We start from the raw sequence: 13,196 nt of genomic DNA on the forward strand, positions 1-13,196 counted from the left end.
AAAGCTGGGAAAGGGCGGAGCGATCGGTCCTGTGCATGATGAGTCTGAAACATTTATTCGTTGAGAGGAGAAGCGTCGAACATGAAAAAAGCCTACCATTTGGTGCTGATGATGATGCTGTGCGGAATGCTTGCCCTGACGGGCTGCGGCAAAGGAGGTGCAGGTGATTCCGGAGAGGCTTCGGGCACGTCCGCAGGCAGCTCGGGTTCGGACAACGGCACCGGTCTGAAGCCTTATAAAATTACGCTGGTGTATCCCGCATCCGCACCCAAAGACTTGCAGCTGGTCCAGGATGAAATGAGCAAATACCTGACGGAAAAAATCAACGCAACGATCGAGCTGAGGCCGATTGAATGGGCATCATGGGATGACAAGACGAACCTGATGAAGATTTCCAACGAGCCGTTCGATCTGCTGTTTACGGCAAGCTGGTTCTCTTATGCGAAGGATGTGGCCAAGGGTCAGTTCGTGGAATTGGATGACCTGATGGCCCAGTACGGCCAGGATATCCCGGGAATTCTCGGAGATGATTTCATTAAAGGTTCGAAGATCGGCGGCAAATTGTACGCGCTGCCGACGAAGAAGGAATTCGGGCAGGGCTTCGGTTTCCTTCTCGACAAGAAGCTGGCGGATAAATACAAATTCGATACGGGCGGCGTAAAGTCGCTGGAAGATATGGAAGCGATGTTCAAAACGATTAAGGAGAACGAGCCTGGCGTGACTCCGATCGTTTCCAGCAAATTTACGAATACTTGGAGTGCGGCCAATTACGACGGGATCGTGGCGAATCTGGCCATACCGCGGGGAAGCAAGGAACTCAAGGCTATCGATACGCTGGAGGATCCGGAGTTCATCGATTTCTTCAAGCGGATGCATCAGTGGAATCAGAACGGCTGGTTCGACAAGGACATTCTGACTTCTGACGCCGACCAGGGAATGAATATGATTAAAGCTGGCAAGGCGTTCGCTGTAGCCCAATCCCTGAAACCGGGCAAAGACAAGGAGATGAGCGTAACGGCGGGCGTGGAGCTGGTACAAGTCGAGACGGCGGAGCCGTTCACGACGACGGGGGATGCGCAGGGAGCCATGCTCGGCATTTCCCGGACTTCCAAGGATCCGGCGCGGGCCATGATGTTCCTCGATCTGCTGTACAACGATCCCAAACTGCTCAACATGCTGGACTGGGGCATTGAAGGCAAACATTACGTGAAAAAATCCGACCAGGTCATCGATTATCCGGAAGGCGTCAATGCAGACAACCAAACCTACCCGAATCCGGGAGGATGGATGTTCGGCAACCAGTTCAATTCCTATCTGTGGGCGAACGAAGATCCGAACAAGTGGAAGGAGTTCGAGAAGTTCAACGAACGGGCGGAACGGTCGATCGCCCTCGGATTTGCTTTTGACCAGGAGCCGGTCAAATCGGAGCTGGCCTCCATCGCCAACGTGGAGAAAGAGTTTGACGCCACGCTTCGGTCCGGTGCCGCGGATCCGGAGAAAATCATTGCCAAGTGGAAGGAAAAGCGCAAGGCGGCCGGCTTTGACAAAGTCAAAGCGGAAGTAGACAAACAGCTCGCCGAGTGGGCGAAGGCGAATCCATAACATCGGCAAGTACGAGGGAATCTCTCAACCGGTATGCTTGAAAACCGGGGATGGGGATTCCCTATTCCCCTTCCTGAAAGACTTTATTTTGACAAAAAGGACCGACAGAACCATGAATATCAAACGTTCGCTGCGCAGCAAATTAGTAATCGGCTTCATTGCCATTACGCTTCCGCTCTTCTTGCTCTTGCTCTACAACAATTACTACGCGATGAACACGATCCGGGAACAGGTGGCCGATTCGAACAAAAACTCGATCATTCTCTATTCAAGCCAGATCGAGGCGGCGCTCAACAAGGAGATCAAATTTTTGTACAACTTCGCCGTCGAGGATCCTAACATTGCCGCGCTGTCCCAGCTGCTGAGCGATCAAGACGAGTATGTTTTGGCCAAGGCCCGGATCCTGAACAGTCTTACGCGCTATCACCGGTTCGATAACAGCGTGGACCTTCAGTTCATCTATTCGGTACAAAACCATGATTTATTCAACACGCCGATCAAGACGCAGTCTTATGACGAACTGCAGTCGATTCAAATGGCCATTCAGCAAGTGGTGAAGGATGCCCGCCCGGACAGCCTCGTATTCATGCAGTGGAAGGCGATACCATACAGCAAGGGCAAATACGCCCTGATCCGGCTAGTGGATGCGGGGGAGGGCTTCTATTTAGGGGCGTTCGTCCAGCTGAAAAATTTGATGGTTCCCCTCGATCTGGTGCATCTCGGCGAGGACGGCTATGCCGGGTTTTTGGACGAAGCGGGCGAATTGATCACCAGCTCGGCCTCCCCCGATTCGCCCAAGCTGGACATCCCGACGGTCAAAGATACAACCGGTACCTATCAGGCCTTAAAGGCGGAAGGAAGGCGATATATCGTGGTCAAGCACCCGATTCAGAGTACGGAACTCAGCCTGGGCGCCTTTATTCCTGAAGCCCGGATGCTGCAGAACATGTACCACTTCAGAAGGGGAATTCTGATGATTTCCGTGCTGGCGGTCATCGTCCTCATCATTTACTTGATCTATTTGAACGATATCATTTTGAAGCCGATGAACAGCTTGATCCGTGGTATGCGCAGCCTTAAGAACGGCAACCTCGCCTACCGGCTGAAGCCTTCCAAATCGAAGGAATTTACGATCATTAATGAAACATTCAACCATATGGCCATGGATATTCAGGAGCTGAAAATCAGCGTGTACGAGGAGCAGATCAAAGCGCACAAGGCGGAGCTGAAGCATCTGCAGCTGCAGATCAATCCCCATTTTCTGCTGAACTCGATCAATATCGTATACAATTTGGCCCAGATTCAAAATTACGGCGTCATCCAGCTGATGTGCCTGAATCTCGTTCAATATTTCCGCTTTGCGGCCCGCACGAACCAGGTGGCGGTGACGCTGGCGGAGGAGATGGAACATCTGGAGAGCTATATCCGGATTCAGCAGGTCCGCTTTCCGGACCAGGTGACTTACGGCTGTCATATGCCGGAGGAGCTTGCCCAAGCGGCGGTTCCGCCGCTGCTCATTCAACCGTTTGTCGAAAATGCGATTAAACACGGCTTTGATTTTATGGACCATCCGTTCCATATCGATATCCGCATCAATCATGCTGGAACGGGACGGCTGACGGTCGTCATTGCCGACAACGGCGCCGGATTTGACGAAGAGACGCTGCAAATGCTGCGGACAGGAGCGTATATGGAGAGCCAAAGCGGCGAGCACCTGGGCATTACCAATGTCCTGTACCGCTTGAAGCATTTTTTTGGCAGCGATGCCGGATTGTCTTTTGGGAATGCTCCTGAAGGCGGCGCCGTCGTAACCCTAACGATTCCTCGCCGGAGGGTGGACGAATTCGCTTCCTGAGGATGAACTGAACTGGAGGGAACCTGATGTATAAAGTGCTTATCGTGGATGACGAAATTTATGCCGTCATGGGAATCAAGAGCGGTGTCGATTGGGAGGCGCTGCAGGTTTCAGAGATTTATGAGGCTTATCATCTCAGCGCCGCTCTGAAAGTGTTCGAGCGCACGGCGGTGGACGTGATGATCTGCGATATCGAAATGCCGAAAGGAACCGGAATTGAGCTGCTGGAGCGCGTCAACGACATTTCGCCGGAGACAGAAACGATATTTTTGACGGCGCACGCCAATTTTGACTTTATGCAGCGGGCGATTCAACTCGACGGATTTGATTACCTGCTGAAGCCGATCGAGTATGATGTGCTGAAGTCGTCGGTAGCCAGGGCGCTGGAATCCGTCCGGCAGGAACGGGAAATGACGGAACTGCGGACCCGGTACGATGAGACGTGGAATAAGAGAAAAGGGCTGATCAAGGAGAAGTTCTGGAATGATGTTCTGACCCGGCGAATCATTTGCACGCCGGATAACGTCCTGAAAATACTGCGGGAACATGAACTGGTTTCCTTATCGGGGGCTACCTTCCTGCCTGTACTGGTCAGCGTGGAATCGTGGATGCGGGAGTATAGCACCCGCGATGAGGAAATGATGGAATACAACATCCGCAAGGCGGCGGAAGAGATGCTGCTATCCACCGGACGCGGTGAGGTGATCCAAACCAAGCTGGGGGTCAATGTTGTTATTCTGTTCAGTCCGGAAGACGGGGAGATGAAGGAGGGTGCATTGTATAACCGCTGCATGGCCTACCTGGAGTCCTGCCGGCGTTATTTTCACTGCACCTTATCTTGTTACATCGGTGAGCGGTCGACGTTGTTCGAAATTGGTGGAATCTATCAAAAGCTCCTTGAGATGGAGTACGGCAATCTGAACAAATCGAACGAGGTGTATCGGCTGGCTAGGTCGAACCCGCCGCTCTCCAAAAACGAAAGTAGTCCCTCGGTCATTCAGCGCATCCAAGCCTACATTGCCGAGCATCTCCATGAACCTATTACAAGGGAGCAGCTCGCCTGTTTTGTGCACCTGAATCCGGCATACCTGTCCCGTCTGTTCAAGCGGGAAACGGGAGAGTCCATCACGGATTATATCCTTCGCGAGCGGATGGAGGCGGCGAAAGAGATGATCAGGGATTCGAGTATCCCGATTTCCGATGTGGCCAAAGCTCTCGGGTACAACAATTTTTCGCATTTCTCCAAAATGTTCAGAAAGGTGCACCAAGCTTCTCCGCAGCAGTTCAGACGAAAATGGGTGTGACGCCGCGTATGCTGTGCGGTATCCCAGCGTCTAAGCTTGCTCGCCAGGACTTCATGGTGCGGGCGGGAACAGCCGAAACGCCGTATCCACAAACAATTTGACGGCAATGGATGCCTGTTTGAACGAGGGAACGGCAAGATGCAGCTTGCGGTACGCTTTAGGCGTCAATTCGCGGCTCATGACGCGATCGGGCACGCTCTGCAGCGACAGCTCCGACATGATGCAGATGCCCAATCCCTCGTTGATCATGTTCAGGGCAGTCGGATAGTTGGTCGTAATATGCTTCACGTTCAAATTCGCTCCACCAGCGTGAAACAGTTCCATGACCGGCAGTTCATAGCCGCCCTTGCACACCAGCATCGGCTCATCCGATAGATCCTGAATCCGGATCTCCTTGTAATTGCTGAAGGGGTGATCGTCACGGAAAACGACGTGAAGCGCTTCGTTCCGCAGCAGCTTCGCATCCAGATCGTTCAGCGGCGGAATAAGGAAGCCGACATCCACGACCAGCTCATCGAGCCAATGCCGGACATCCTCGACGGTGCCTTCAAACATCTGAATGTTGATATTCGGATACTTGTCGTTGATGGCCCGGACGATTTTCGGATAATAAAAGGAAGCAGCGGCCGGAAATGCACCGACACGGATGCTGCCGGTTTCCAGCCCTTTCTCGGCGGCAACCTCCTGCGAAATTTTCTCATACTGCAGCAAAATTTCCCTGCCGGTCACCACGATCCGTTTGCCGATATCCGTCAAGACGACACCATTTCGCGGATGACGGTTTAAGAGGGTAACGCCAAGCTCGGATTCCAGGCTGGAAATGGCACGGCTGACCGCCGGCTGGGTCATATTCATCATTTGGCCCGCTTTGGTAAAGCTTCCTGTTTCCGCGACAGCCACGAATAGTCTGATTTGCGTTTCATTCATAACGGAAATGGTATACCTCCTATGAGGAATATGCATTTTATTTATAGCTGGGCGTATTGTATCATGGTTGTTGACCATGATACAAGGAGTGACCCACAGTGCGAGTGCAGAAGAATACGTTATTTCTATTGATCTTTTTAATATTGGTATGGGGAATCAACTGGCCATTATCCAAAATTGCCTTAGACTACGCGCCTCCCATCCTGTTCGCAGGCTTGCGTGCGCTGATCGGCGGTTTGCTGCTGGTGATCGTAGCCCTGCCCAAAGCGAAGCAGCTGCGGCTGCGCCAGACCTGGCCAATCTATTTGACCTCCGCGATGCTCAGCATCGTTATATACTATGGTGTCCAAACCATCGGACTGCAGTATACGCCGGCCGGATTGTTCTCGGCCATCGTGTTTCTGCAGCCCGTCCTGCTTGGGCTGTTCTCGTGGTTATGGCTGGGAGAGCCCATGACGAAGCAGAAAATGCTTGGTCTGATCGTCGGCTTTGCCGGCGTCGCCACGATGAGCGCGGGCGGATTTACGGGGGGCGTTTCCGCCGTCGGCATTATTTTGGCGCTGATCACTGCGCTCTCCTGGGCGCTTGGCACGGCCTATGTCAAGAAGATCGGGCCGAAGGTCGATTCGACCTGGCTGACGGCGATGCAAATTACGATCGGCGGCGTCATTCTGCTACTGGCCGGTTCCGGGATGGAGGACTGGTCGAAGATCCAATGGAACGGGACGTTCATTTGGGATACGCTGTTTATCGCCGTCTTCGTCATCGCGATGGGATGGTTCGTTTATTTTAAATTGATCAGCGAAGGGGAAGCTAGCAAAATCGGTTCGTTTACGTTCCTCATTCCCATTGTTTCGATTTTTTCGAGCGTGCTTTTTTTGAACGAGCAGGTGACGGTCAATCTTGTGGCTGGCCTCATCCTAGTTCTCGTTAGTATCGTGCTCGTCAACGTGCGTTTTCAGCGCAGAAGAGCTTCGGCGCTAGAAGGGCCTACAGGGCCAGGAGCCCGCTAAATCAGGGGCCATGATCGAAGATTAGAGCAAAATCCGCGATTTTCGCGGGTTTTTTCTTTTATTTCCACTCCTAGTTAGCGATTATAGCAATTTATAAGAAATCTAAGCATTATTTCCATGATAGAATGTAATCAAGTTTAGCGGTAACGGGATCGGTTGAGGGAGTTTAGATCCATTAATGGCCGCAGATCGGCCGGATCCGAGGCTGAACCTGAACATGCTCCGGGTACCGTGACTATTCCAAATAAAGGTGGTAACGCAAATGGCGCTGCAATTGGATAAAATTTTCGTGAATCTCCCTGTTAAAAACCTGAAAAACTCCATCGAATTTTTCTCCAACATCGGATTCGCATTTAATCCTCAATTTACGGGTGATAATGCAACCTGCATGGTGATCAGTGATCACATTTATGTGATGCTTTTGGTTGAGCCGTACTATCAAACGTTCATAAAAAAAGAAATTGCTGATGCCTCCAAGACGAATGAAGTTATTGTATGCGTGTCTGCCGAAAGCCGTGAGCAGGTGGACGAAATCGTAAACAAGGCGCTTGAGGCGGGCGGCAAGCCGTCCAATGACAAGCAGGATCATGGATTTATGTACTGCTGGAGCTTCCAGGACCTCGACAATCATCTGTGGGAAGTCACGTATATGGATCCAAGCGCCCTTCAAGGGCAGTAAGCGATTTATAAGGTGTAGATAGGGAAAACGGTACAGGCTCAGCGGCCTGTACCGTTTTTTAGATATTAGAAAGTATAAGCTACGGAGACGGGGTTTCTTATATCGCAAGAAACGAAACGTTATATGAAAATATGAAATCTTTCTTAAGGAAAACGGTACCATCGTTTGGTAAAATAATGTACAGGCACAAGTCACTTATGGAGAGGAGCAGTATTGTGAATCTTAACGGTAACGAACGTCGATCTGGCAACCCCATCTTTCCCGGCTGGTATGCCGATCCCGAACCCCGAATCTTTGCAGGGAGGTACTGGGTGTATCCTACATACTCGGCAGCGTACGATGATCAAACGTTTTTCGATGCATTTTATTCCGATGATCTGGTCCAATGGACCAAGGTTGAACGGATCTTGGAGATGAAGGACATTTCATGGGCAAGAAGGGCGATGTGGGCGCCTTCACCGATTGAACGAAACGGACGCTACTATTATTATTTCGCAGCGAACGATATCCAGAACAATGAGGAGCTGGGCGGCATCGGTGTTGCCGTGGCTGACCGGCCCGAAGGGCCATACCGGGATGCCTTGGGCAAGCCGCTGATCAGCCGGTTTTACCATGGCGCTCAGCCGATCGACCCCCATGTTTTTATCGATGACGACGGTCAGGCTTATTTGTATTACGGGGGATGGCAGCACTGCAACGTCGTGAAACTGAACGAAGACATGGTCAGCACCATGCCATTTTCAGATGGGGAGATATATAAGGAAATTACACCTGAAAACTTCGTGGAAGGTCCGTGCATGATCAAGCGCGAAGGCAAGTATTACTTCATGTGGGCCGAAGGCGGTTGGGGAGGCCCGGATTATTCGGTGGGCTACGCCGTTTCGGATTCGCCGGTGGGGCCGTTTGTGCGGGAGGCCAAAATATTGCAGCAGGATCCCGAGGTTGCCACGGGAGCGGGCCATCACGGCGTCATTCAAATTCCAGGAGAAGACGAGTGGTATATCGTATACCACCGCCGCCCGCTGACGGAAACCGCGGCGAATCACCGCGAAGTCTGCATCGACCGGATGGAGTTTGGTCACGAAGGCAGGATTAAGCCGGTGAAACTGACCTTTGAAGGGGTGCCGCCGAGACCCTTGCCTACAAGGGAGAAGATCGATTCGTAAGGCGGTAGCTTGTTCAATCGACCGTTTTTGCGATATAATAGAACACGTCTTCTACGAGGAACGATAGAATCTGATAATAGCGAAAGAGAGCGGATCGTATGGGTCGTAAGTGGAATAACATTAAAGAGAAGAAAGCATCGAAAGACGCAAATACCAGCCGTATATATGCCCGCTTCGGGCGTGAAATTTATGTCGTCGCCAAGCAGGGCGAACCGGACCCGGAATCCAACCGGGCGCTGAAGGTCGTTCTGGAGCGCGCCAAGACGTACAATGTGCCGAAGGCCATCATTGACCGCGCACTCGAGAAAGCGAGAGGCAACTCCGATGAGATCTATGACGAGCTTCGGTACGAAGGTTTCGGACCGAACGGATCTATGGTAATCGTGGATGCCCTGACGAATAACGTCAACCGTACCGCTTCAGAGGTTCGAGCGGCATTCAGCAAGAACGGGGGCAACCTTGGCGTCAGCGGTTCGGTCGCATACATGTTCGATTCCACCGCAGTCTTCGGCGTCGAAGGCAAGACGGAGGAAGAGGTATTGGAGCTGTTGATGGAAGCCGACGTCGACGTTCGGGATATCATCCAGGAGGATGACTCGGTCATCGTATATGCGGATCCGGAACAATTCCATGCCGTACAGGAAGCATTCCAGAATGCCGGCGTAACCGAATTTACGTTAGCCGAGGTCTCCATGATTGCCCAGAACTATGTACCGCTTCCAGCTGAGTCCCAGCTGGCGTTTGAGAAAATGATCGATGCGCTGGAAAACCTGGAGGATGTTCAGAACGTGTACCATAACGTGGAGTTTGAAGAATAATTCAGAGGAAGCCGCTTGCCGGCAGAAGGCCATTGTCTGAGAGGACGATGGCCTTTTTTTTGAGTAAAGGGGGAAGCCGCGCTTGTACGAACTAGCCAGAATAACGAGCGGTAATCAGGAGATCATCGTCTGCGATACGCATCAGCTGTTCGGTGAAACCGGGCGCTTCCGCGTTCTGCAATTTGGAGACAATGCGGTGCAAGGGGCCATCGACCTCCGGCATCCGGAGCGCATCGTACTGGAGTACCCGCGCGAAATTGTCCGTCTGATTCGTGAACGCACGCCCGAAGCCGACCGAATTTTTATGATCGGACACGGAGTTGGAACGATCGCCGGCCGGTTTCGCGAAGATCAATGCCAAGTGGCTGAGATCAACGCCGATATTGTGGAGCTCAGCAGGACCTATTTTCAATACGGCTGGAACAATGTCGTTATCGGAGACGGAAGGGCCGTGCTGGAGCAGCAGGCCGACGGCTCCTGCGATTATGTTGTGGTGGACGCGTTTACCCGCGAAGGAACGCCCTATCCATTGACGACCGAGGAATTTTTTATGCTGGCCCGGCAGAAGCTGAAGGCAGGCGGGCTTCTCATCATGAACGCAGCGGGTAAGCTGCAGCGGGATGCGGTGCTGAGTGCCATCCATACCACGATGGAGCAGGTGTTTCCTTCTGTTCAAGCATTCGCCCTGACGGAAGGAGATCCAGGCGAGGAGCGAAATGTATTGTTGATGGGTTCGGACATGCCGGCTGCCGCCACAGCGAATGTGCTGGAAGGTTTTATGCAGGCGCAGCTTGAACAAGGATACATTCTTAGAGACCGGCTGTAGTGGCCGGTTTTCCTGAGAAAATGGATGATAAACTAAAAAACGCCATCCCTCCGCTTACGGAGGAATGGCGTTTGCTCATGATGCAGATGACGAAACCAAATTAGAAATCGAAGTTGTCCGGGTCGGGACCTACGCGGCGGTTCTCGTTCAGCCCGTCGATCCGATCCATATCTTCCTGGGACAGTTCAAAGTCAAACAGCGATGCATTTTCAACGATCCGGTGCTCTTTCGTCGATTTGGGGATGGTCACGACGCCATGCTGCAGATCCCAACGAAGGATCACCTGGGCGATGGACTTGCCGTATTTGTCAGCGATCTCTTTCAGCTGCGGATGATTAAGCAGCTCGCCCTGCATCAGTGGAGACCATGCCTCCAGCTGGATGTCGTGCTGTTTCGTGAAGTCGCGAAGCTCCTTCTGGGACAGCAGCGGGTGGAATTCCACCTGGTTTACGACCGGTACGATTTCCGCATCCTTCATTAAATCTTCCAGGTGGTGAACCTGGAAGTTGCTGACGCCGATGGATTTGACGCGGCCGTCTTTATACAGCTTCTCCAGCGCTCTCCACGCCTCTTTATATTTGCCGGCAACCGGCCAGTGGATCAAATACAGATCCAGATAGTCGAGACCCAGCTTCTTAAGGCTTGTCTCGTAGGCGGCGATCGTCGATTCGTAACCGAGGTCTGCGTTCCACACTTTCGAGGTAACAAAAAGGTCTTCCCGCTTCAGTCCGTTATCGGCCAGCGCTTCGCGGATTCCTTGACCGACGCTCGTTTCGTTGGCATATACCGCAGCGGTGTCGATGCTTCGGTAGCCGTGCTTCACCGCGGCTTTCACCGCTTCGACAAGCTCGCTGCCTTCCTCTACTTTAAAAACGCCTAGGCCCAGCCAAGGCATGTCGATGCCATTATTCAATCGGGTTTTGCTTTGTACATGTTGAGTCATGATGAATTTCCTCCTAATGGTAATTGTCATGTTATAAAATCCGTGATGCTTCCGTATATCTGAAACCTCATTCGCTTATCATTACCGGATCCGTATAGAACTAATCCGCATTAGATACGATAGCTAGAAAAGGTTCAGGTTTACGCACTGAGCATGTTGTCGTCAGAAACTGCGGACGCTGTGTCCTTGCGCTCCAAGACCCGGCTCCACCAGGTCAGTAAAACGGCTGCCGCAACCATCAGCGAGCCGATCCAGGCGGTATGAATCAGGCCGAGATGATCGGTGACGATTCCGCCCAAATATGCGCCCAGCGCAATGCCGGCGTTAAATGCAGCGATGTTCACGGACGAAGCGACGTCGACGGCCTTCGGCGCAAACCGTTCCGCCAGCATCACGACGTATACCTGGAGTCCCGGCACGTTCATAAAAGCCAGGAGCCCCATCGCGAAGATCGTAATCAGCCCGGCCACCTTGAACGGGGCCGTGAATGTGAGAAGAAGCAAAATGACCGCCTGGATCAGGAACATATACAGCAAGGCGGATAATGGCTTGCGGTTGGCCGCTTTGCCTCCGATCACATTGCCGATGGCAATGGCGATGCCGTAAAGCAGTAAAATCAGGGCGACGGTTGATTCTTTAAAGCCGGTAATATCATGCAGCAGCGGCGACAGGTAGGTGAAAACGACAAACGTTCCTCCGTACCCAAGCGCAGTGATAAGAAAAGCAAGCAGCAGGCGGCCATTGGTCACAATTTTCACCTGATCGCGGACCGGTGTCCGGACGCCTTTGCGAAGGTTGCGCGGAACGAGGATCAGGTTGGCAATCAGTGCAATGACGCCGACGATCACGATCGCCGCAAACGCGGCTCTCCAGCCGAGCTGCTGCCCGATGAACGTCCCCAGCGGCACACCGGTGACGGTCGCTACCGTGAGTCCGGAGAACATGATGGATATGGCGCTGGCCCGCCGGTCTTCAGCAACCAGATCGGCGGCAATCGTCGAGCCGATGGACATAAACACGCCGTGGGACAACGCCGAAATGATGCGCGCCACCAGCAGCAGGCCGATCCCGGTGGATGCGGCCGCCAGGCTGTTGCCGACAATGAAAACGAGCATAATGCCGATAAGCAGAATCTTACGCGGCACACCCGACGTCAAAGAGGTTAGAATCGGCGCTCCAAACGTGACTCCGAGCGCATATAACGTAACGGTCAACCCGGCGAGGGTCACCGAAATGTGCAGGTCATTGGCGATCAGGGGAAGCAGTCCCGCACTGATAAATTCAGTGGTACCGATCGCGAACGCGCTGATGGCTAAAGCTAATAAGGCAAAGGTTGCGCGTTTTTTATCCAAAGACATGATATTATCTCACTCCTATATGTTGTTCAATCTATTTGATGCTTACGATCAAGCTACAGGGTAGTCAGTACCGGCCGGTGAATGTTATTATGTACCCGTGAAGTTTATTTGAACAGTACGTACTTTTTAGTACGATAGGCACTAAAAAGTGCCCATAGACGCTTAGGAGGGTCACGGATGGAGAAAAAGAAATACAACATTTCGGTTGAAGCAACGCTGGAAGTCATCGGGGGCAAGTGGAAGTGCGTAATCCTGTGCCATTTGACGCACGGCAAGAAACGGACAAGCGATCTGCGGCGGCTGATGCCGTCCATCACCCAGAAAATGCTGACCCAGCAGCTCCGTGAGCTGGAGGAGGACGGAATCGTGAACCGCATCATCTATCATCAGGTTCCTCCGAAGGTGGAGTACGAACTTAGCGAATACGGCTTGAGCCTAAAACCGATCCTGGATTCGCTATGCGCATGGGGGGAGAATCATATTATTAAAGAGTATGGCGACAAGTTTGCCGTGTTGGAGGATAACATTCTGAACAATAAGGACATCGGCCTCGCGACCGAAATGGATCAACCTGCGAAGAAAGAGGAAACTTCGTTGTCCAAACCATGAATTTTGTCTTTTATTTGAAGGGTAGAATATGGTAATATAAACGGGAACAGTTGTTCCTGGTTTGGCAGGGGTTGGTTCAGGCCCATCGCTCCTCAT

The 13,196-nt window shown here is 52.3% G+C and carries 12 protein-coding genes; 9 read left to right on the forward strand and 3 right to left on the reverse strand.

All coding sequences use genetic code 11. The features are described 5' to 3' along the window. The first annotated feature begins 81 nt into the window (after positions 1-81). The 3 genes from CJP46_RS04510 (at position 82) to CJP46_RS04520 (ending at position 4,761) form a co-directional block, all read left to right on the forward strand. Complete coding sequence (locus CJP46_RS04510) at positions 82-1,602, forward strand: ABC transporter substrate-binding protein (protein WP_094594379.1); 1,521 nt, start codon at positions 82-84, stop codon at positions 1,600-1,602. A 112-nt stretch (positions 1,603-1,714) separates the two neighbouring features. Then, a complete protein-coding gene (locus tag CJP46_RS04515) occupies positions 1,715-3,457 on the forward strand; it encodes a sensor histidine kinase (RefSeq protein ID WP_094594380.1) in 1,743 nt (580 codons plus the stop codon). Positions 3,458-3,483: 26 nt separating this feature from the next. Further along, a complete protein-coding gene (locus tag CJP46_RS04520; RefSeq protein WP_094594381.1) occupies positions 3,484-4,761 on the forward strand; it encodes a helix-turn-helix domain-containing protein in 1,278 nt (425 codons plus the stop codon). A gap of 51 nt (positions 4,762-4,812) precedes the next feature. On the opposite strand, the gene CJP46_RS04525 is transcribed toward CJP46_RS04520, so the two are convergent. Continuing rightward, complete coding sequence (locus CJP46_RS04525; protein ID WP_094594382.1) at positions 4,813-5,688, reverse strand: LysR family transcriptional regulator; 876 nt, start codon at positions 5,686-5,688, stop codon at positions 4,813-4,815. A 98-nt stretch (positions 5,689-5,786) separates the two neighbouring features. On the opposite strand from CJP46_RS04525, the gene CJP46_RS04530 reads away from it, so the two are divergent. From CJP46_RS04530 to CJP46_RS04550, 5 genes are all read left to right on the forward strand, one after another. Further along, entirely contained in the window at positions 5,787-6,701 is a 915-nt protein-coding gene (locus tag CJP46_RS04530; protein ID WP_094594383.1) for a DMT family transporter, read from the forward strand. A gap of 262 nt (positions 6,702-6,963) precedes the next feature. Further along, positions 6,964-7,380, forward strand: coding sequence for a VOC family protein (locus CJP46_RS04535; protein ID WP_094594384.1), 417 nt, complete (start codon positions 6,964-6,966; stop codon positions 7,378-7,380). Between the two features lie 197 nt (positions 7,381-7,577). Continuing rightward, positions 7,578-8,546: a glycoside hydrolase family 43 protein gene (locus CJP46_RS04540; protein ID WP_094594385.1), complete on the forward strand. Its 969-nt coding sequence runs from the start codon at positions 7,578-7,580 to the stop codon at positions 8,544-8,546. Between the two features lie 98 nt (positions 8,547-8,644). After that, complete coding sequence (locus CJP46_RS04545) at positions 8,645-9,364, forward strand: YebC/PmpR family DNA-binding transcriptional regulator (protein ID WP_094594386.1); 720 nt, start codon at positions 8,645-8,647, stop codon at positions 9,362-9,364. An 82-nt stretch (positions 9,365-9,446) separates the two neighbouring features. Then, entirely contained in the window at positions 9,447-10,190 is a 744-nt protein-coding gene (locus tag CJP46_RS04550; RefSeq protein ID WP_256992183.1) for a spermidine synthase, read from the forward strand. A 100-nt stretch (positions 10,191-10,290) separates the two neighbouring features. Here CJP46_RS04550 and CJP46_RS04555 read toward each other — a convergent pair whose 3' ends face one another. Together CJP46_RS04555 and CJP46_RS04560 are read right to left on the reverse strand one after the other, a co-directional pair. Next, a complete protein-coding gene (locus tag CJP46_RS04555) occupies positions 10,291-11,133 on the reverse strand; it encodes an aldo/keto reductase (protein ID WP_094594387.1) in 843 nt (280 codons plus the stop codon). 140 nt (positions 11,134-11,273) lie between these two features. After that, a complete protein-coding gene (locus CJP46_RS04560) occupies positions 11,274-12,491 on the reverse strand; it encodes an MFS transporter (RefSeq protein WP_094594388.1) in 1,218 nt (405 codons plus the stop codon). A gap of 177 nt (positions 12,492-12,668) precedes the next feature. Between CJP46_RS04560 and CJP46_RS04565 the strand changes: the two genes are divergently transcribed. Further along, a complete protein-coding gene (locus tag CJP46_RS04565) occupies positions 12,669-13,100 on the forward strand; it encodes a winged helix-turn-helix transcriptional regulator (protein WP_094594389.1) in 432 nt (143 codons plus the stop codon). Positions 13,101-13,196 lie beyond the last annotated feature (96 nt).

The organism is Paenibacillus sp. XY044 (genome assembly GCF_002257645.1).
GTDB lineage: Bacteria > Bacillota > Bacilli > Paenibacillales > Paenibacillaceae > Paenibacillus_AQ.